Below are 18,386 nucleotides of genomic sequence, written 5' to 3'. Positions count from 1 at the left end.
GGGGCCGGGGCGGGGGGAGCGGGGGTGCCGACCCGGCCGCCGCCCCCGCTCAGCGGGCCGGGACGGCGGGGTCCGGGGTGCTCGTGCCCGGTCCTCGGGTCCGCCCCCGGACCGTGCTGCCGACCGCCCAGCCCGTCCCCGCCAGCGCGAGCAGCGGCAGCAGGACGCGGACGTCGACCAGGGCGACCAGGCCCGCGCCGAGGGCGAGGGCGAGCGCGTTCGGGGCGAGGACGAGGGTGTTCGCGGTCGCCGCGACCCGGCCCAGCGCCTCCGCCGGGGCCTCCCGCTGCACCGCCGTCATCACCGCGACCAGCACCCACGGCAGCCCGAGCCCGATCACCGCGCTCGCCGCCACGGCCGTCGCCTCGTACGGCAGCGCCCGTACGCCCACGGCGACCGCGAAGAGCGCCAGGCCGCCGGCGGCGAGCGTCCGCTCCGGGATCCGGCGGAGCAGCGGGCCGGTCACCAGGCCCGCGAGGACCGAGCCCGCGCCCTGGACGGCGTAGAGGACACCGGCGTACGCGGGGGAGTGGCCGAGGCCCCGGTCGACGACGGCGTAGATCGCAGCCCCGTTCACCCCGGCGAGCAGCATCGTGAACGCGCCCGTCGCGACGAGCGGCCGCAGGACCGGCGAGGCGCGGAGCAGTCGCACACCCTCGGCGGTCTCCCGCCACCAGTGCCGGGCCTCCGGCCGCGCGGGGCGCTCCTCCCGCACGGGCATCAGCGCGAACAGGCCCGCCGCGAGGGCGAAGCTCGCCGCGTCGAGGAGGGCGACGGTCCCGCCCCCGTACCGGGCGAAGAGCCCCGCCGCCACGAGCGGCGCGAGGAGCTTCGTCGACTCGTTCGCGGTCATCCGCAGTCCGTTGAAGGTGCCGAGCCGCTTCTCGTCCAGGGCGGTCGCGACCAGGGCCTGCTCCGCCGCCTCGTGGACGGCGCCCTGCGCGCCGTAGAGCACGAGGACGGCGAAGACCAGCCACACACCGTCCGCCGACTCCACCCACAGGAGCAGCGGGAGGAGCGCGGCCGCCGCCAGGTCGAGGACGATCAGGAGGGGCCGTCTTCGCACCCGGTCCGCGAGCGTGCCGAGCAGGGGCCCGAGGAGGACGGGCGCCCACAGGGCGAAGGCGGCCAGCGCCGCCAGGCTGTCCGAGCCCGTGAGGGACTTGACCCAGATCCCGGAGACCAGCCACATCGCCGTCGTGCCGAACCCGGACACGACGACACCTGTCAGATACCAGCGCATGGCCCTCAGGCTGGCCGCTGAGGTGGCTCCGGCGGATCGGTCATCTTCCCTAGACGGCGGCGGAAGAGCTGCCCCCGGTCGCGAGCGACGCCGTACGCGCCGCCTCGCACAGCGCGTCGTCGCGGGGCGTCAGGCGCCGGCTCCCTGCTCCTCGTACGGAGGCTTCGCGTGGGCCTTCTCGTGGCGCAGCGCCGCACCCGTCACCACCGCGCCGAGGCCCTCCCACAGGCCCACGCCGAGGAATCCGGCCGGGGCCCGGCCGCTGACGACCGCGAGGGTGAAGACGGCGCAGGTGAGGAGCCGGAAGGGGACCGTCCAGCGGAAGAAGGGCTTCCAGTCGGCGAGCGCGGCCAGGACGTAGTACACGCCCATGTTGAGCGCCGCCATGGAGGAGGCGGTGAGGAAGACCAGGGTGTGGTCGCCGTCCGCGCGCCCGCCGTCGGGCACCGGATCGAAGCCCATCACCGTGAGCAGCGCGTCCGGTACGACCAGGCCCACCACCCCCAGCGCGGCGGCGAGGACACCGAAGACCGCGATGGTCCAGCCGGAGAGGGAACGGGGCAGGCGCACGGCGGTCCTCCGCGAGGTGGGTGCAGGATCAGCGGTTCGAATGCGTGCTCGGGCACGAGCGTGACCCTGCATATCGCGTCACGGGCCCCGACGGCCAATCGGAGCCCCCGGCACGTCACTTCGGCAGGTCACCCCACCGCGCCGGGGCACCCCACCGCGCCGGATCACCTCACTTCAGCGCCGCCGCCATCATCTTCTGCGCCACCGGGGCCGCCAGGCCGTTGCCGCTGACCTCGGAGCGGGCCGCGCCCGAGTCCTCGATCATCACCGCGACGGCGACCTGCTTCCCGGTCGAGGGGTCCTTCGCGTACGAGGTGAACCAGGCGTACGGCGTCTTGCTGTTGTTCTCGCCGTGCTGCGCCGTGCCCGTCTTGCCGCCGACCTCGGCCCCGCTGATCGCCGCGTTGGTCCCGGTGCCCTCGTCGACCACCGTCCGCATCGCGCTGCGCAGCTGCTTTGCCGTCGAGGAGGAGACGATCCGCTCGCTGTCGCCGTCCTCGAAGGTCGTGAGCGGGTCGCCGTCGGAGTCGACGACCTCCGACACCATGTGCGGGGCGGCGAGCAGACCGTCGTTGGCGATCGCGGCCGACACCATCGCCATCTGCAGCGGGGTGGCGGTCACGTCGAACTGGCCGATGCCGGTGAGAGCCGTCTGCGCCTTGTCCATGCCGGACGGGTACACGCTCGCGTAGGCGCGGACCGGGACGTCCTGCTCCGCGTCGTTGAAGCCGAACTTCTCCGCCGTCGCCTTCACCTTGTCCTGTCCCAGGTCGGCCGCCATCTTGGCGAAGACGTTGTTGCAGGAGTACCGGAGCGCGGTGCGGATCGTGGCGTTCTCACAGGGCGCCGAGGCGTTCTCGTTCTTCAGCACGGTCCGGGTGCCGGGCAGGGTGTACGGATCGGGGCTCTTCGTCGCCGTGTCCACCGAGCCGTACAGACCGTCCTCCAGGGCCGCCGCCGCGACGACCAGCTTGAAGGTGGAACCCGGCGGCAGCGGCTGGCGCAGGGCCCGGTTGACCAGCGGCTTGTCCTCGTCGGTGGTCAGCGCCTTCCAGGCGTCGCCGTTCGAGGTCCCGGCGATCTTCGACGGGTCGTAGGACGGGGTGGAGACCATGGCGAGGATCCGGCCGCTGGCCGGGTCGACGGCGACGGCCGCGCCTTTCGTGTCCCCGAGCGCCCGGTAGGCGGCCTTCTGGACGTCCGGGTCGATCGTGGTGACGACCGTGCCCGGCTCCTGCTGCTTGCGGGTCACGGCGTCGAGCGGGTTCTTCAGCCGGTCGTCCGTGCCGTCGAGGACGTGGGAGTAGATGCCCTCCAGCTGGGTCGCGCCGTACGCCTGGGAGCTGTAGCCGGTGACCGCCGCGTACAGCTCGCCGTCCGTGTACGTGCGCCGGTACTCGAGGTCCGTTCCCTCCGTCTTCTTCGAGCCGGTGACCGGTGAACCGGCCACGACGATGTTCCCGAGCGGCTGCGCGTACTGCGCGATCGTCTTCCGCCGGTTCTTGCTGTCGTCCGCGAGCGCCTTCCCCTCGTACGCCTGCACCCAGGTGGCCCGGCCCAGCAGGGCGAGCACCAGGAGCAGCACGAAGACCGAGGTGCGCCTGATCGTCTTGTTCATCGCACTGAGGGGGACGAACGACCCGGTGCGGGACGTTCCGGATGTGGCCGGTTTCTCAGGGAACCTTCATGCGGGCTCGGGCGCGGCCGCCGTCACCCCGCCCGTACGAACCCCGACTCGTACGCCAGGATCACCGCCTGCGTGCGGTCCCGGGCGCCCGACTTCGCCAGGACCGAGGCCACGTGCGTCTTGACCGTGGCCGCGCCGACGCCGATCCGGGCCGCGATCTCCGCGTTCGTCAGGCCCGTCGCCACCAGGCGCAGCACCTCCGCCTCCCGCTCGGTGAGCCGCGCCACCCAGGGCGGCGCCACCGGCGGCCGGTGGCGGGCGTGCTCGGCGGCCAGGCCTCGTACCGCCGCCGGGTACAGCAGCGAATCGCTCCGCGCGACCAGCCGGACCGCGCTCACCAGGTCCTCCGCCGCCGCCCGCTTCAGCAGGAAGCCGGCCGCGCCGACCCGCAGCGCGTCGTACACGTACGCGTCGTTCTCGAAGGTGGTGACCACCACGATCCTGGGCGGCTCGGCCATCCCCGCCAGGATCTGCTCGGTGGCCCGGATCCCGTCGATCTCCGGCATCCGGACGTCCATCAGTACGACGTCGGGCCGCTCCGCCCGCACCACCGACACCGCCTCGGCGCCGGTGGACGCCTCACCGACGACCTCCAGGTCGGGTTCCGCGTCCAGGATGACCCGCAGGGCCGTCCGCACCATCCGCTCGTCGTCGGCCAGGACGACCCTGACGACCGGGGCGCTCGCCGGAGTGCCCGCGGGGGCGCTCATCGGGGGATCCTCACCGCGAGGCGCCAGACGCCGTCCGCGGGGCCCGCCTCGGCGGTGCCGCCGAGCAGCCGGGCCCGTTCGGCGATCCCGCGCAGGCCGTGCCCGCCGTTCGGACGGGCGACCGGGGGCCGCGCGGGCAGGGGGTTCTCCATCGTGATCTCCACCTTCTCGGTACGGGCGTCGAGCCGTACGCTGACGGGCTCCCCGCCCGCGTGCCGGGCCGCGTTCGTCAGCCCTTCCTGAACGATCCGGTACGCCTCCCGGGACAGCGCCTCCGGTACGGGGCCGACGTCCCCGGACACGGTCAGCGCCACCCTCGGTCCGGCGCCCCGCACCAGGGCCTCCAGGGCGTCGAGCCCCGGCCCGGGCCCCGGCCCCTCCTCCGAGTCCTCGCCCCGCCGCAGCAGGCCGAGGACCCAGTCCAGCTCGCCTACCGTGCGCCGGGTGGTCTCCTCGACCGCGGTCAGCGCCTCCCTGACGAACTCCAGGTCGGCCCCGTCGCCGCCGTCCAGGACCCGGCGGGCCGCGCCCGCCTGGAGGGTGACGGCGCTCAGCGCGTGACCGACCGAGTCGTGCAGCTCCCGCGCGAGCCGGTTGCGGGACTCCGCCTCCGCCGCACGCCGCTCGGCCGCCGCGAGCCGGTCCGCCGGACTCGGTCCGAGCAGCCGGGGAGCCTGCCGGGCCAGCAGGGCCCCGGCCGCGGCGGCCACGGCGGCGAGCGCGATCAGCATCAGGATCCCCGCCGGGATCGCGGCCCAGCTCCACCAGGGGCGGTCGAGGCCCCAGAGCCGGCCGAGCTCCGACTCCCGCAGCGCCGGGGAGAACGGCAGCGCCAGCACGGACACCGCGAACGGCGGAAGAGCCAGGCTCGCCCCGCTGATCAGCGCCCCGGCGCCCAGGTGCAGGGTGAGCCAGCCGGCGGTCCTGGCCTTCGCCTGCCTGCCCCGGGCCGGGCCGTCCGCCAGCGTGTCCGCCGGAATGCCGCACAGCGCCCGCGCCACCGCGACCGACATCGGCCGGGCCAGGGGGAAGAGCGCGGCGACGGCGACGAGCGGAAGCCCCACCGCGTACGCCCCGAACTGCGGCCCGAGGCTTCCGGTGAACAGACCGCCCTCGCCGAGCACCATCCCGGCGACCACGGTGCCGACCATCCAGAACGGCATGAACAGCGCGCCGCCCACGATCAGATGGAGCCAGCGTCGTCTGGCCCGCTGCCCGAGGAGGGCGACCGCGCACCGTCTCACGCCTCGGCGCCCCGGCGCCGCAGGACTACGGCCAGAGCGGCGGCGAGGAGGAGTCCGATGATCATTTCGCCAGCGTAGGACAGCTGCATCAGCGTCGTGACCCGCTTGGCCGGATCCGTCTCCGGCAGCAGCGCGACCAGCGACATGTAGGCGCCCCAGCAGCCCACCGCGCCCGAGCCGACCCAGGCCGCCGCGACGGCGGTCCGCACCTTCGGCGTGGCCGGCCGGCGCAGGACCAGGAAGAGGGTGGCGGCCACGCCGACGACGAGGAAGAGCAGCCCCTGGGCCTCCAGGACGACGGCGTCGGAGTCCCGCTCGACGATCTGCCGGGCGGACATGCCGTCGGTCGATCCGGAGAGCCATCGCACATGGAGGACGAAGGGGAAGAGCGCGAGGACGGCACCGGCCAGGGCGGTGGCCCGTACCCGGGGCCCGGGGACGCGGGCGGGGAGCCCGCCGAGCGGGCCGCGCCAGAGGTGGCCCCAGCGGTCGCGCGCGTACAGGACGAAAAGGGTCCCGAGGGAGAGGCCCTGGAGGATGAAACCGCCGTAGACGACGGCGAAGACCCAGGGATCCAGGAAGGGTTCGGCGGGAGCGGCGGCCCGTTCGTCCCCGCTGAGCAGGGAGACCGCGAGCTGGGTGGGATAGCCGGTCATGATCGGGGCGAGCAGCCCGGTCGCCGCCCACATGGGGAGCGCGAGGAGCCAGGCGGGCACCCGCAGGCCCCAGGGGCGGGTGAGGAGCAGGGCGAGGACGACCACGAGGGCGTCGGCCAGCACCGTGATCGAGTTGGCGACGGCCAGCAGCTCCCGGCGCTCCAGGAGCACGCTCCCGGCGGGGATGCCGATCTCGCCGCCCGCCACCCAGGCGATCTTGAGTGAGACGTACGGGACGCAGGCGAGGATCGCGACCACGCGCAGAGCCCGGCGTGCGCGGCCGGGACCGCGGCCGGCGGGGGTGAGGCCGGCGCCGTCGCGGTGGTCGGCGCCGGGCGCCGGGGCGGGGAGGTGAGCGGTCGGTGTCATGGCTCCACGCTCGCGGGTGGCGCCCCGGTGCCACCTCCTGCGCGCCGACGATCCGCCTCCGCCGCACGGCGGAGGCGGCAGGGATCGACCCATGATTGACCCACGTTTTTGTAGATCAATTGAACCCTGTCCAAGGGTCAATGGGGGCCTAGAGTAGTGATCATGAACGAGAACGCGCCCTTCGCCCCGCTCCTGACCCGCGCCGCCACCGCCGAGACCACCGCCGACCCCAGCAGCGTGATGACCCTCCTCGCCGACTCCGGCACCACCGGCGGACAGCTCACCAGCTACCGCTCCTCCTTCGCCGAGGGAGCGGTCGGCGCCCCGGCGCACTTCCACACCAAGGCCTCCGAGATGTTCTTCGTGCTCGGCGGTTCGCTCCAGGTCCTCGTCGACGAGGAGCTGACCGTCCTGGAGCAGGGCGACTTCCTCCTCGTCCCGCCGCACACCCCGCACGCCTTCGCGGCGGCCCCCGGTGCCGAGGCCGACGTGCTGTTCGTCTTCACGCCCGGCATGGCGCGCTTCGACTACCTGCGCCTCCTCGGCCGGGTCATGCGGGGCGAGGCGAGCTTCGAGGAGATCAAGGCGTCCTCGGAGCAGTACGACAACCACTACGTGGACAGCCCGGTCTGGCAGAAGGCACTCGCCGAGCGCGGCTGAACCCCCGGGCGGGGGCTCAGAGGCGCCGGGTCGCCAGCGTCAGCCGGTCCCGCGCGTCGAAGAGCGCGTCCTTGATCATCTGCTCGTGGGCCGGGGTGAGCCGCGCCACCGGCACCGAGCAGCTGATCGCGTCCCGCGCCGGGGTCCGGTACGGGATCGCGACGCCGAAGCAGCGCAGCCCGAGGGTGTTCTCCTCGCGGTCCACCGAGAAGCCCTGCTCACGGATGACCCGCAGTTCCTCGATGAGCTGCTCGCGGTCGGTGATGGTGTGCTCGGTCAGCGCCGGGAGGGTCTCCGGGAGCAGCTTGCGCACCTGCTCGTCGGTGTGGGTGGCGAGCAGCGCCTTGCCGAGCGAGGTCGAGTGCGCGGGCAGCCGGCGCCCGACGCGGGTGAACGGCCGCAGATAGTGCTGGGACTGGCGGGTCGCCAGATAGACGACGTTGATGCCGTCGAGACGCGCCAGGTGGATGGTCTCGGTGGTGTCGTCGGAGAGCCGGTCCAGGGTGGGCCGGGAGGCGGCCACCACCTCGTCGCCGTCGATGTACGAGGTGCCGACGAGCAGCGCCCGCACCCCGATGCCGTACCGCGTGCCGGTCGCGTCCGTCTCCACCCAGCCCAGCTCGACCAGGGTGCGCAGCAGCATGTACAGACTGGACTTGGGGTAGCCGACGGCCTCCTGGACGGCGGCGAGCGAGTGCATCCCGGGGCGCCCGGCGAAGTATTCGAGCAGCTCCACGGTCCGCACCGCGGACTTCACCTGCGCTCCGCCCGCGTCGGCAGTCGCCATGACCCTCGCCCCTTTTCCGTCGTCCGGTCGTCCGGTGGCCACCTCGCTGAACGGGGCCCCTTGTGGAGACGGCCGGGCCGTCCCTAAAGTCCCGTACAGATGCGTTCATCTACGGGAACTGTGTTCAGAATAGCGAACAGGGGCGTGGCGGTGGCGGCAGAACCAGTGTGGAGTGTGGACCCCCGGACGGGGAAGCCGCGCGAGCAGGTCGCGGTGGAGGCGGGGGCGGAGGACGTCGACCGGTCCGTACGGGCCGCGCACGAGGTCCGCGAAGCCCTCGCCGACCGGTCCGTACGGGCCGCCTTCCTCCGTACCGCGGCCGACCTCCTCGACGGGGCCGGAGAGCAGATCGTCGAGACCGCCGACGCCGAGACCGCCCTGGGGCCGGTCCGCCTCACCGGCGAACTCGCGCGCACCACGGCCCAGTTGCGGGCCTTCGCCGCGGTCGTCGAGGAGGGCTCCTTCCTCGACATCCGGATCGACCTGCCCGACCCCGGAGCCATCCCGCCCCGGCCGGACCTGCGGCGCTGGAAGATCCCGCTCGGCGTCGTCGCCGTCTACGCCGCCAGCAACTTCCCGCTCGCCTTCTCGGTCCCCGGCGGCGACACCGCGAGCGCCCTCGCGGCCGGCTGCCCGGTCGTGGTCAAGGCCCATCCCGACCACCCGGCCACCTCTGAACTCTGCGCCTCCCTGCTGCGCAGGGCCGCCGCCAAGACCGGCCTCCCCGAGGACGTCGTCGTCCTCGTCCACGGCTTCGACGCGGGCGTGGAACTCGTCCGCCACCCGCTCGTCGCAGCAGCCGGCTTCACCGGCTCGGTCCGCGGCGGCCGCGCCCTCTTCGACGCGGCCGCCGCCCGGCCCGTCCCCATCCCCTTCCACGGCGAACTCGGCTCCCTCAACCCGGTCGTGCTCACCACCGCCGCCGTCGAGGAGCGGGCCGAGGAGATCGGCGCCGGTCTGGCCGGCTCCATGACCCTGGGCGCGGGCCAGTTCTGCACCAAGCCCGGCTTCGTCCTGGCCCCCTCGGGAGAGGCGGGCGACCGCTTCCTCGACGCCCTCGCCTCCGGGGTCGCCGCGGCCGGACCGGCCGTGCTGCTCGACCACCGGATGCGCGAGGCCTTCGTCGCCGGCGTCGCCGAGCGCGCCGCGCTCGGCGGGGTGCGGAGCCCCGTCGCGCCCGGCGCGGGCGACGCCCACACGGTCGGCGCCGGTGTCCTCGCCGTCGACGCCGCACGGCTCACCGGCGGCGCGGGCGAGGGCGCGGACGACCACCACCTCCTCCTGGAGGAGTGCTTCGGACCGGTCACCGTCGTCGCCCGCTACGACTCCCGTACGGAGATCACCGAGGTCCTCTCCCGGCTGCCCGGCAACCTCACCGCCACCCTCCAGATCGCCGAGCGGGGCGAGGACGAGGACGCGGCCCCGCTCCTCGCCGCACTCACCCCGCTGGCCGGCCGCGTCCTCGTCAACGGCTGGCCCACCGGCGTCGCCGTCGCGGCGGCCCAGCACCACGGCGGCCCCTACCCGGCCACCACCTCCACCTCCACCTCGGTCGGCGCGACCGCGATCGAGCGCTGGCTGCGTCCGGTCACCTACCAGTCGACCCCCGGCCGGCTGCTTCCGCCGGAGCTCCGCGACGGCAACCCGCTGGGGGTGCCCCGCCGCTGAGCCCCGGCGGCCCGGGGTCACCCACCGACGCGCACCACGATCTTTCCGAGGTGCGCGTGGGACTCCATCAGCCGATGGGCGTCGGGGATCCGCTCCAGACCGTCGAAGGTCTCGGCGATCACCGGCGCGAGGGAGCCGTCGCGCAGCCCCGAGCCGATGAACCCGGCCGCGCGGCGGCGCCCCTCCTCGGTCCTGGCGAGCGCTCCGTTGGCGTAGGTGTGGACCGTCTGCGGCCAGTTCGTCGACAGGGCCACCGGCCGCGGGTCGTGCCAGCCGTACAGCACGGCCGTGCCGCCGGGCCGCAGCGCGTCCCCGAGCCGGGCGAACCCGGGCCCGCCGATCGCGTCGAACACCAGGTCCGCGCCCGCGCCGCCGGTGACCCGCCGCACCTCCTCGACCACGTCCTCGGTGTCCGTCACGATCACCTGCGCGGCCCCGAGCTCCAGGAGCCGCTTCCGCTTGCCCTCGCCGCGGGTGGTCGCGATCGGCACCGCCCCGACCCGCAGCGCCGTCTGGATCGCGGCCGTCCCCACCCCGCTGGACGCCCCCGTGATCACCACCTGGTCGCCGGGGCCGAGGCCGCCGGTCAGCACCATGCCGCCGAACGCCGTGAAGTACGTCAGCCAGACCGCCGCCGCCGTCACCGCGTCCACCCCCGCGGGCCGGGCCACCACGTACTCCTCCGGCAGCACCACCCGCTCCGCGTACACCCCGTGCACGCCGAAGTCGAAGTTGGCCGCCGCCATCACCGGGTCGCCCGGCGCGTACGCGGTGACCCCGGAGCCCACCGCCTCGACCACCCCCGCCGCCTCGTACCCGAGCCGCGAACCCGGCAGCGTGGGCGGGTAGTAGTAGGTGCCCGCGCGGAACAGCGCCTCGGCCCGGTTGAGCCCGATCGCCTCGACCCGTACGAGCACCTCGCCGGAGCCGGGGGCCGCCAGTGGCACCTCCGCCACGGTGAGGACCTCGGGACCGCCGAGCTCGTCGAAGAGAACCGCCTTGGTGGTCATGCCTGTCGTCGTCATGACTCCGACGCTAGGAGCGACCGGCGAGACGATCCATATCCCTTCGGCTCCCGACCATGTCCGATCGTCTCGCCGTCCTCGACAGGGAGTACGGTGCCGGGATGGACGTACTGAGCGATGCCATCGCCGCCATGCGCACCGGGCGGCCCCACTCCTCCCGCACCGTCCGCTTCGCCCCCTGGGGCTTCCGGTTCCCGCCGAGCGAGGGCGCCGGATTCCACGTCGTCCTCCAGGGCACCGCCTGGCTGCTGCCCCCGGACGGCGCCGCCCCCGTCAGACTCTGCCCCGGCGATGTCGTCCTCCTCGCCCACGGCACCGGCCACGGCCTCGCCGACCGGCCCGACACCCCTCTCGTCGACGCCCTGCCCGCCCCCGACGGCTCCTGGCCGAGCCCGCCCGACCGGGGGCCCGTCGGCGCCGAGGAGACCCTGCTCCTCTGCGGCGCCTACCAGCTCAGCCGCGCCCGCGCCCACCCGCTCCTCACCGAGCTTCCCCCGTACGTCCACCTGCCCGCCCGGGTCGGCGCCCACCCCCGGCTGCGCGCCGCCGTCGACCTGCTCGGCGCCGAACTCGCCGAACCCCAGCCGGGATCCGACGCGATCGTGCCCGCCCTGCTCGACACCCTGCTGCTCTACCTGCTGCGCACCTGGTGGCTCGCCGAACGCGCCGACCGCTCCACCGGCTGGTCGGCCGCCCTCGGCGACCCGGCGGTCGTGGAGGCCCTCCGCGCCCTCCACGGCGAGCCCGCGCGGGCCTGGACGGTCGAGGAGCTCGGCGCCCTGGGCGGTCTCTCCCGCGCCGCCTTCGCCCGCCGGTTCACCACCCTCGTGGGCCGCGCCCCCCTCGCGTACCTCACTTGGTGGCGGATGACCACGGCGGGCCGGCTGCTCCGCTCCGACGACCTCCCCCTCCGCGCGGTCGCCCAACGCGCGGGCTACTCGTCGGAGTTCGCCTTCGCCAAGGCCTTCAAGCGCGAGTACGGGGTGGCCCCGGGCCAGTACCGCAAGGGCGCCTGAGGGCCGGCCGGGGCGGCCCGGGCCCCGCTCGGGACCGGTGGCCCGGGCCCGCTCAGGACCGGCGGCCCGGCAGGCGCAGGGACACCAGCGCCGTCACGGTGAGGAGGGCCGCGCTGATCAGGAGGCCCGCGCGCAGGGCCGTTTCCATCGACTCGGCCGCCATCGAGCCGAAGACCGCGATCGCGAGGGCGCCCGCCGTCTGCCGGACCGCGTTCAGGAGCCCCGCGGCCGTGCCCGCCCGCTCCGCCGGGACCGCCTCCATCATCGAGGCGATCAGCGGGGGCAGCGAGAAGCCCGCCCCGAGCGCCAGCGGCACCAGGAGCAGCGCCTGCGCCCACCGCGCGGTGTCCGCGTCCACCGCGAGCAGTCCGAGCAGGCCCGCCACCGCGACCGCCTGGCCGACGACGACCGGCAGCCTCGCCCCGTACCGTGCCGCCGCCTTGGCCGACAGGATGTTCACCCCGGCGAGCAGCCCCGACATCGGCAGGAACATCAGCCCGGCGGCCAGCGCCGAGAGGCCGAGCACCTGCTGGAAGAAGAGGCTGAAGACGAAGAGCATCCCGTAGAAGGCCACGCTGTTCGCCGAGCCCGCCGCGACCGCCACCGCCACCGTCGTGTTCCGGAAGAGACCGAGCGGCACCACCGGGTGCCGCCGCCGCGTCTCGATCACCAGGAACGCGGCGAAGGAGACGCCCGCGAGCCCCAGCGCCCACCAGGCCTCCGTACCGCCCTCGATGGCGGCGAAGGTCAGCGCCCCGAGCGCCGCCATCGCCGTCAGCTGGCCCGGCAGATCGAGCGGGGCGGGCCTGCGGGCCGACCGGGCCACCCGGGTCAGCAGGGCGAGTGCGAGCAGGCCCAGGGGCAGGTTGACGAAGAAGATGCCCCGCCAGCTCCACGCCGTGGTCAGCGCCCCGCCCACGACCGGGCCGAGCGCCACCGCGACCGTGCCGCCCGCCGCCCACAGCGACACCGCGCGCGCCCGCCGCCCCGGATCGCCGTACGCCTCCCGTACGAGCGCCAGCGAGGCCGGCAGCATCACCGCCGCCGCCGCGCCCTGCACCACCCGGGCCGCCAGCAGCGACGGAAGCCCCGGGGCGAGACCGCAGGCGGCCGAGGAGAGGACGAAGACGACGACCCCGATCCCGTACGCCCGGCTCGCCCCGACCCGGTCGGCGAGCGCCCCGCTGGACAGCAGCAGCGCGGCGAAGGCCAGCGTGTACGCGTCGACCACCCACTGCAGTCCGGACATCCCGGCCCGCAGGTCGGCGCCGATCGCGGGCAGGGCGACGTTCACGACGGAGGTGTCGAGGGTGATGAGGGCGAAGCCGAGCATCGCGGCGGCCAGGGCGAGCCCGGCGGATCCGGGGTTCTCCGGGGTGCGGTCGGGGGAAGGGGTCGCAACAGGGGCTGTGGTGAGGTCGGTTGAGGACATGCCTCCAGCTTCTTGATCGGCGGGGCCGTACAGTAGTGGCCCGAATGCCATATGCCCGGAGGTTCTGGCCATGACCGTCCTGCCCCGCGCGGAACCCGCCCCCCGCGTCCGCCGCGTCGCCGTGATCGCCGCCCCGCCCGTCTCGATGTTCAACCTGGCCATCCCGGAGATGCTGTTCGGCAAGGTCGAGATCGGCGGCGCACCCGGGTACGAGACCGTCATCTGCGCCCCGGACCCCGGGCCCGTCACCACCGCCGGCGGCCTCGACCTGATGGTCCCGCGCGGCCTCGACGCCGTGGAGGAGGCCGACACCGTGGTCCTCGCGGGCGGCGGCTCCTCAGCCGATCCCGACCCGCGCGTCCTCGACGCCCTGCGCGCCGCGGCCGCCGCGGGAAAGCGGATCGCCTCCATCTGCACCGGCGCCTTCGCGCTCGCCGAGGCCGGGCTGCTCGACGGCCGGGCGGCGACCACGTACTGGGCGTACCGCTCCCTGCTCGCCACCCGTCACCCCGCCGTCGACCTCCAGGACGACGTCCTGTTCGTCCAGGACGGACCCGTGCTCACCTCCTCCGGGTACGCGGCGGGCATCGACCTCTGCCTGCACATCATCCGCACCGACCACGGCGCCGCCGTCGCCAACACCGTCGCCCGGCTGGCCCTCGTCGCACCCGTACGGCCCGGCGGCCAGACCCAGTTCACCCAGACCCCGCTGCCGCCCGAGCGCGGGGTCTCGTTCGCCGACACGCGCGCGTGGGCGATGGAACACCTCGACGAACCGCTCGGCCTCGCCGACCTCGCCCGGCACGCCGGGGTCTCCGTCCGCACCCTCTCGCGTCGCTTCCACGCCGAGACCGGGGTCAGCCCGCTCCAGTGGCTGCTGCACCAGCGAGTGGAGCGGGCGAAGGAGCTCCTGGAGGCCACCGCGCTCGCCATGGACGGGGTGGCCCGCGCCAGCGGTCTCGGTACGGCCGACTCCCTGCGCCAGCACCTGCTGCGCCGCACGGGCCTCACCCCGAGCGCCTACCGCTCCACCTTCAGCCGCCTGACGGCGCACCGCTGACCACGGCGCCCGACCGGGTGCCTCCGGCCGGCCGCAACCGGCCGGCCCTCCCGCGCGTCCTGAAGTTTCATGATCCGACCTGTCACCGCCGACGACCTCGACGCCGTCGCCGCCCTCCACACCGAGGCCCGCGCCACCTACTACCGCGGCCACATCCCCGACGCCGACTTCCGCGGCCCCGAGGAGCTGGCCCGCACCCGGGCCGGCTGGGCCGCCGCCGTGGACCGCGGGGCCGTCCTCTGCGCCGTACGGGACGGGGAGGTCACCGGCATCGCCGCGTACGGGGAGCGCGACGGCCTCATGCACCTCACCCAGCTCCATGTCCTCCCCGCCCGCTGGCGGGCCGGCGTCGGCACCGAGCTCCACGCGGCCTGTGTCGACGTCTGGCGCGCCGCCGGGGTGACCGCGGCCCGACTGGAGGTCTTCGAGAAGAACGAGCGCGCCCAGGCCTTCTACGCGGCCCGCGGCTGGACCCCCGACCCCGAGACCCCGCGCGACGGCGACCACCTCGTGCTCCGGCTCACACTGGGGCCGGAAACGGAATGAAAGCCGCCGGTGTGGTCGTTGTCGCCACGGAACACCCCACCGTCGAACCTCGGAGAGAAGTCACATGCGCGTCGAGATCTGGAGCGACATCGCCTGCCCCTGGTGCTACATCGGCAAGGCGCGCTTCGAGAAGGGACTCGCGGCCTTCGCCCACCGCGAGGACATCGAGGTCGTGCACCGCTCCTTCGAGCTCGACCCGAACCGCGCCAAGAGCGAGACCGGCCCCGTCCTGGAGATGCTGGCCGCGAAGTACGGCCGCACCCTCGACGAGGCGCGCGCCATGGAGGCGCACGTCGCGTCCAACGCGCACTCCGAGGGCCTCGGCTACCGCACCGAGGGCCGTGACCACGGCAACACCTTCGACATCCACCGGCTCCTCCACCTCGCCGGGGACCGCGGACTGCAGAACGAGCTCCTCGACCTGGCCTACCGCGCCAACTTCGCGGAGGAGCGCTCCGTCTTCGACCCGGAGACCCTGGTGACGCTCGGCGTCGAGGCCGGTCTCGACGAGGCCGAGGTGCGGGCCGTCCTCGCCGACGACTCCGCCTACGCCGACGCCGTACGCGAGGACGAGCGCGAGGCCGCCGAACTCGGCGCGAACGGCGTGCCGTTCTTCGTCCTCGACCGCCGCTACGGCATCTCCGGCGGCCAGCCCGCCGAGGTCTTCACCCAGGCGCTGGAGCAGGCCTGGCAGGGCCGGGTCCTCCAGCCGGTCGGCGGGGACGCGGCCGTCTGCGGACCGGACGGGAGCTGTGAGGTCCCGGGGGCCTGAGGGCCCGGGTCCCGCACCGCGGTCACCCGCCCACACCTCCTCCCACCTGCGGCGATAAGCGCGGCTTGGGTTTTCCCCACGATCGAACCCGATTGACGGGTGATCGTGGGGAATCCAGTCTTGGGGTATGGATTCCCTGGATAGCCCCCTCGGCGGCGCCGAGTTCGCGCCCAAGAAGACCTACCTCAACACCTCGGCGTGCGGGCTGATGCCCCGCCGGACCATCGAGGCGGTCACGCTCCTCGCCGAGGAGACCGCCGCCGGCCGCCCCGACGGCGCCGGAAGCTTCGACACCGTCGACGAGGCCCGCGCCACCTACGCCCGGCTCACCGGCGTCTCGCACGAGCGCGTCGCCGTGGGCAGCTCGGTCGCCGTGCACTGCGGAATGATCGCCCAGTCGATGCCCGCGGGGTCCGAGATCCTCTTCCCCGAGGGCGAGTTCTCCTCCGTCATCACCCCCTTCACGATCCGCGGCGACCTCAAGACCCGCTTCGTGCCCCTGGAGCGGCTCGCCGAGTCCGTCGGCCCCGACACCGCGCTCGTCGCCTTCTCCGCCGTGCAGTCGGCGGACGGCCGGACGGCCGACTTCGCCGCGATCCGCGCCGCGGCGGCCGCGCACGGCGCCCGGACGCTCCTGGACGCCACCCAGTCGGCCGGCTGGCTGCCGCTGCGGGCGGGGGAGTGGGACTACACGGTCGCCGGCGGCTACAAGTACCTGCTCTGTCCGCGGGGGGCGTCCTTCCTCACCGTCACCGAGGAGGCGCAGGACTCGCTCCTCGCGATCCACGCCGGCTGGGTCACCGGCGAGGACCTGTGGGCGAACAGCTACGGCCCGGTCCGCGAACTGGCCCGCACCGCCCGCCGCTTCGACGAGCCCGCGGCCTTCCTCTCGTACCACGGGGCGGCCCGTTCGCTCGCGCTCCTGGAGGAGATCGGCATCGAGCGGATCGAGGCCCACGACAAGGGGCTGGCGGCCCGCTTCCGCTCGGGTCTCCGCACGCTCGGCCACGAGCCGGTCATGGACGAGTCGACCGTCGTCGCCGTCCCCGGCCTCGGGGACCGCGCGGACGCGCTGCGCGAGGCCGACGTCCTGCTCTCCGCCCGCGCGGGCAATCTGCGGGCGTCCTTCCACCTGTACAACACGACGGCGGACGTGGACCGCGTCCTGGACGTTCTGGCGGGCTGAGACCCGTAGGGGTTCGGCCGGGCTCAGCAGACCCCGGGGGGCGGCGGGCACTCGCCCGCCTCGCCCGCCTCCTCGCGGAGGTTCTCCGCCACGAGGCCGAGGAGCCGGGCCAGCTCCGCCCGGTCCTCGGGGGCCAGCCCGTCCAGGGAGAGCCGCTCCAGGTCCGACCAGACGCCCTCGACGCCGGTGCGCAGGGCCCGCCCGTCGTCCGTCGCCTCGACGAGGACCGCGCGGCGGTCCGCCGGGTCCGGGCCGCGGTGGACATGGCCGCACTGCTCCAGGCGCTGGAGCATCTTGGTCACCGTCGAGGCGTCCAGGCCCAGGGACTGGATCAGCTCGGACTGGCGGACCGGTCCGCGGTCCCAGAGCCGCATCATCATCATCTCCTGGCCGGGGTAGAGCCCGAGCTCCCGCAGTCGGCGACCGGCGGCGATCCGGTGCATCCGGGCCACCCTGGCCAGGGCGATGCTGACGGGTCCGCCGTGGGCGGCGGACGGGGTCGGCTCGGTACAGACGGGGTCGGGTCCTGGCATCGGGGCTCCTCGGGAAGGCTCTTCCCCCAGATTACCTTGGTCGGCCAATCAATGGGTTACAGTGACATCCGGGCCAGATACTTGGCCGACCACATAAATCTGTGAAGGGGACAGCCATGACCACCGCCTTCGACCCCGTCGACCTCGCAGGGACCCGGCTCGCCAACCGCATCGCCATGGCGCCCATGACCCGCAGCCGGGCCGAGGCCGAGAGCCGCACCCCCACCGCGCTCGTCGCCGAGTACTACGCCCAGCGCGCCTCGGCCGGCCTCATCATCACCGAGGGCGCCCAGCCGGCCGCCATCGGCCAGGGCTACCCCAACACCCCCGGCCTGCACAGCGCCGAACAGATCACCGCCTGGCGCGAGGTCACCGACGCCGTCCACGAGCGCGGCGGAAAGATCTTCGCCCAGCTGATGCACGCCGGCCGGATCAGCCACCCCGTCGTCCTCGGCGACGGCCTCCACCCCGTCGGGCCCTCCGCCGTCGCCCCGGCGGGCCAGCTCTTCGCCGGCACCGGACTCATCGACTTCGTCGCCCCGCGCGAGCTCACCGCCGACGAGATCCGGGAGACGGTCGAAGGCTTCGCCGCCGCCGCCCGCAACGCCGTCGAGGCCGGCTTCGACGGCGTCGAGATCCACGGCGCCAACGGCTACCTCGTCCAGCAGTTCCTCGCCTCCGGCTCCAACCACCGCACCGACGAATGGGGCGGCTCCGTCGAGAACCGCATCCGCTTCGCCGTCGAGGTCGTCGAGGCCGTCGCCGCCGCGATCGGCCCCGAGCGCACCGGCCTGCGCATCTCCCCGGCCAACACCTACAACGACATCGCCGAGACCGACACCGAGGAGCTCTACCCCGCCCTCGTCGCCGCGATCGACCCGGTCGGCATCGCGTACCTGCACGTCACCGAGCCCGCGCCGGAGATCCGCTCGCTGACCCTCGCCCTGCGCAAGGCGTTCTCCGGCACCTTCATCCTCAACCCGTCCACCGAGGGACCGACCGGGGCCGACGCCCTGACCCTGATCGAGGACGGCACCGCCGACCTCCTCGCGTACGGGGCGCTCTTCCTCGCCAACCCCGACCTGCCCGCCCGGCTGCGGGCCGGCGGACCGTTCAACACCCCGGACACCGCGACCTACTTCGGCGGCGACCACCGCGGCTACACCGACTACCCGGCGCTGTGACAGGGGCACCCGGAGGCAACGGGCAGGGGCGGGAGTCC

At 74.3% G+C, this 18,386-nt stretch carries 18 protein-coding genes; 8 read left to right on the top strand and 10 right to left on the bottom strand.

Annotated features, from left to right (window positions below):
* Window positions 1-49: 49 nt before the first annotated feature.
* The 6 genes from ACH4MY_RS15775 to ACH4MY_RS15750 form a co-directional block, all read right to left on the bottom strand.
* Complete coding sequence (locus tag ACH4MY_RS15775; protein ID WP_398002989.1) at window positions 50-1,243, bottom strand: MFS transporter; 1,194 nt, start codon at window positions 1,241-1,243, stop codon at window positions 50-52.
* Window positions 1,244-1,372: 129 nt separating this feature from the next.
* Window positions 1,373-1,813, bottom strand: coding sequence for a hypothetical protein (locus ACH4MY_RS15770; RefSeq protein WP_398002986.1), 441 nt, complete (start codon window positions 1,811-1,813; stop codon window positions 1,373-1,375).
* Between the two features lie 169 nt (window positions 1,814-1,982).
* Window positions 1,983-3,431: a peptidoglycan D,D-transpeptidase FtsI family protein gene (locus ACH4MY_RS15765; protein ID WP_398002983.1), complete on the bottom strand. Its 1,449-nt coding sequence runs from the start codon at window positions 3,429-3,431 to the stop codon at window positions 1,983-1,985.
* 92 nt (window positions 3,432-3,523) lie between these two features.
* A complete protein-coding gene (locus ACH4MY_RS15760) occupies window positions 3,524-4,210 on the bottom strand; it encodes a response regulator (protein ID WP_398002980.1) in 687 nt (228 codons plus the stop codon).
* Window positions 4,207-5,454: a sensor histidine kinase gene (locus tag ACH4MY_RS15755; RefSeq protein ID WP_398002977.1), complete on the bottom strand. Its 1,248-nt coding sequence runs from the start codon at window positions 5,452-5,454 to the stop codon at window positions 4,207-4,209. The genes ACH4MY_RS15760 and ACH4MY_RS15755 overlap by 4 nt, the downstream gene beginning before the upstream one ends.
* Window positions 5,451-6,479, bottom strand: a complete 1,029-nt coding sequence (locus tag ACH4MY_RS15750) for a hypothetical protein (protein ID WP_398002975.1) — start codon at window positions 6,477-6,479, stop codon at window positions 5,451-5,453. The genes ACH4MY_RS15755 and ACH4MY_RS15750 overlap by 4 nt, the downstream gene beginning before the upstream one ends.
* 162 nt (window positions 6,480-6,641) lie before the next feature.
* Between ACH4MY_RS15750 and ACH4MY_RS15745 the strand changes: the two genes are divergently transcribed.
* Entirely contained in the window at window positions 6,642-7,139 is a 498-nt protein-coding gene (locus ACH4MY_RS15745; protein WP_398002972.1) for a cupin domain-containing protein, read from the top strand.
* A gap of 16 nt (window positions 7,140-7,155) precedes the next feature.
* Here the strand turns inward: ACH4MY_RS15745 and ACH4MY_RS15740 are convergent, their stop codons facing one another.
* Window positions 7,156-7,926: an IclR family transcriptional regulator gene (locus ACH4MY_RS15740; protein ID WP_398002970.1), complete on the bottom strand. Its 771-nt coding sequence runs from the start codon at window positions 7,924-7,926 to the stop codon at window positions 7,156-7,158.
* 150 nt (window positions 7,927-8,076) lie between these two features.
* On the opposite strand from ACH4MY_RS15740, the gene ACH4MY_RS15735 reads away from it, so the two are divergent.
* On the top strand, window positions 8,077-9,594 hold the full coding sequence (locus ACH4MY_RS15735; RefSeq protein ID WP_398002967.1) for an aldehyde dehydrogenase (NADP(+)): 1,518 nt from the start codon (window positions 8,077-8,079) through the stop codon (window positions 9,592-9,594).
* 17 nt (window positions 9,595-9,611) lie between these two features.
* On the opposite strand, the gene ACH4MY_RS15730 is transcribed toward ACH4MY_RS15735, so the two are convergent.
* Window positions 9,612-10,619 carry a zinc-dependent alcohol dehydrogenase family protein gene (locus ACH4MY_RS15730; protein WP_398002964.1) on the bottom strand — a complete coding sequence of 336 codons (1,008 nt, stop codon included), beginning with the start codon at window positions 10,617-10,619 and terminating at the stop codon, window positions 9,612-9,614.
* 101 nt (window positions 10,620-10,720) lie between these two features.
* On the opposite strand from ACH4MY_RS15730, the gene ACH4MY_RS15725 reads away from it, so the two are divergent.
* On the top strand, window positions 10,721-11,635 hold the full coding sequence (locus ACH4MY_RS15725) for an AraC family transcriptional regulator (protein WP_398003852.1): 915 nt from the start codon (window positions 10,721-10,723) through the stop codon (window positions 11,633-11,635).
* A gap of 52 nt (window positions 11,636-11,687) precedes the next feature.
* On the opposite strand, the gene ACH4MY_RS15720 is transcribed toward ACH4MY_RS15725, so the two are convergent.
* Window positions 11,688-13,067, bottom strand: a complete 1,380-nt coding sequence (locus ACH4MY_RS15720) for an MFS transporter (protein WP_398002962.1) — start codon at window positions 13,065-13,067, stop codon at window positions 11,688-11,690.
* Window positions 13,068-13,137: 70 nt separating this feature from the next.
* Here ACH4MY_RS15720 and ACH4MY_RS15715 point away from each other — a divergent pair, with 70 nt between their 5' ends.
* The 4 genes from ACH4MY_RS15715 (at window position 13,138) to ACH4MY_RS15700 (ending at window position 16,631) form a co-directional block, all read left to right on the top strand.
* Complete coding sequence (locus tag ACH4MY_RS15715) at window positions 13,138-14,127, top strand: GlxA family transcriptional regulator (protein WP_398002959.1); 990 nt, start codon at window positions 13,138-13,140, stop codon at window positions 14,125-14,127.
* A gap of 69 nt (window positions 14,128-14,196) precedes the next feature.
* A complete protein-coding gene (locus tag ACH4MY_RS15710; protein ID WP_398002957.1) occupies window positions 14,197-14,673 on the top strand; it encodes a GNAT family N-acetyltransferase in 477 nt (158 codons plus the stop codon).
* A 64-nt stretch (window positions 14,674-14,737) separates the two neighbouring features.
* The gene (locus ACH4MY_RS15705; protein ID WP_398002954.1) at window positions 14,738-15,445 is read left to right on the top strand and encodes a DsbA family oxidoreductase; all 708 of its coding nucleotides are present in this window, start codon (window positions 14,738-14,740) and stop codon (window positions 15,443-15,445) included.
* Between the two features lie 127 nt (window positions 15,446-15,572).
* Entirely contained in the window at window positions 15,573-16,631 is a 1,059-nt protein-coding gene (locus ACH4MY_RS15700) for an aminotransferase class V-fold PLP-dependent enzyme (RefSeq protein WP_398002952.1), read from the top strand.
* A 23-nt stretch (window positions 16,632-16,654) separates the two neighbouring features.
* Here the strand turns inward: ACH4MY_RS15700 and ACH4MY_RS15695 are convergent, their stop codons facing one another.
* On the bottom strand, window positions 16,655-17,164 hold the full coding sequence (locus ACH4MY_RS15695; protein ID WP_398002949.1) for a MarR family winged helix-turn-helix transcriptional regulator: 510 nt from the start codon (window positions 17,162-17,164) through the stop codon (window positions 16,655-16,657).
* A gap of 116 nt (window positions 17,165-17,280) precedes the next feature.
* Between ACH4MY_RS15695 and ACH4MY_RS15690 the strand changes: the two genes are divergently transcribed.
* Complete coding sequence (locus ACH4MY_RS15690) at window positions 17,281-18,348, top strand: alkene reductase (protein WP_398002946.1); 1,068 nt, start codon at window positions 17,281-17,283, stop codon at window positions 18,346-18,348.
* Window positions 18,349-18,386: the final 38 nt, after the last annotated feature.

The organism is Streptomyces sp. NPDC017246 (assembly GCF_044331325.1).
GTDB lineage: Bacteria > Actinomycetota > Actinomycetes > Streptomycetales > Streptomycetaceae > Streptomyces.
The sequence above is the reverse complement of the archived record's forward strand: the minus strand, read 5'-3'. Positions and strand labels throughout refer to the sequence as shown.

Excerpts from the sequence above, each read along its gene's own strand:
- ACH4MY_RS15775 (WP_398002989.1), bottom strand. The coding sequence starts at position 1,243 with ATGCGCTGGTATCTGACAGGTGTCGTCGTGTCCGGGTTCGGCACGACG.
- ACH4MY_RS15765 (WP_398002983.1), bottom strand. The coding sequence starts at position 3,431 with ATGAACAAGACGATCAGGCGCACCTCGGTCTTCGTGCTGCTCCTGGTG.
- ACH4MY_RS15760 (WP_398002980.1), bottom strand. The coding sequence starts at position 4,210 with ATGAGCGCCCCCGCGGGCACTCCGGCGAGCGCCCCGGTCGTCAGGGTC.
- ACH4MY_RS15750 (WP_398002975.1), bottom strand. The coding sequence starts at position 6,479 with ATGACACCGACCGCTCACCTCCCCGCCCCGGCGCCCGGCGCCGACCAC.
- ACH4MY_RS15745 (WP_398002972.1), top strand. The coding sequence starts at position 6,642 with ATGAACGAGAACGCGCCCTTCGCCCCGCTCCTGACCCGCGCCGCCACC.
- ACH4MY_RS15740 (WP_398002970.1), bottom strand. The coding sequence starts at position 7,926 with ATGGCGACTGCCGACGCGGGCGGAGCGCAGGTGAAGTCCGCGGTGCGG.
- ACH4MY_RS15730 (WP_398002964.1), bottom strand. The coding sequence starts at position 10,619 with ATGACGACGACAGGCATGACCACCAAGGCGGTTCTCTTCGACGAGCTC.
- ACH4MY_RS15725 (WP_398003852.1), top strand. The coding sequence starts at position 10,721 with ATGGACGTACTGAGCGATGCCATCGCCGCCATGCGCACCGGGCGGCCC.
- ACH4MY_RS15720 (WP_398002962.1), bottom strand. The coding sequence starts at position 13,067 with ATGTCCTCAACCGACCTCACCACAGCCCCTGTTGCGACCCCTTCCCCC.
- ACH4MY_RS15715 (WP_398002959.1), top strand. The coding sequence starts at position 13,138 with ATGACCGTCCTGCCCCGCGCGGAACCCGCCCCCCGCGTCCGCCGCGTC.
- ACH4MY_RS15710 (WP_398002957.1), top strand. The coding sequence starts at position 14,197 with ATGATCCGACCTGTCACCGCCGACGACCTCGACGCCGTCGCCGCCCTC.
- ACH4MY_RS15705 (WP_398002954.1), top strand. The coding sequence starts at position 14,738 with ATGCGCGTCGAGATCTGGAGCGACATCGCCTGCCCCTGGTGCTACATC.
- ACH4MY_RS15700 (WP_398002952.1), top strand. The coding sequence starts at position 15,573 with ATGGATTCCCTGGATAGCCCCCTCGGCGGCGCCGAGTTCGCGCCCAAG.
- ACH4MY_RS15695 (WP_398002949.1), bottom strand. The coding sequence starts at position 17,164 with ATGCCAGGACCCGACCCCGTCTGTACCGAGCCGACCCCGTCCGCCGCC.
- ACH4MY_RS15690 (WP_398002946.1), top strand. The coding sequence starts at position 17,281 with ATGACCACCGCCTTCGACCCCGTCGACCTCGCAGGGACCCGGCTCGCC.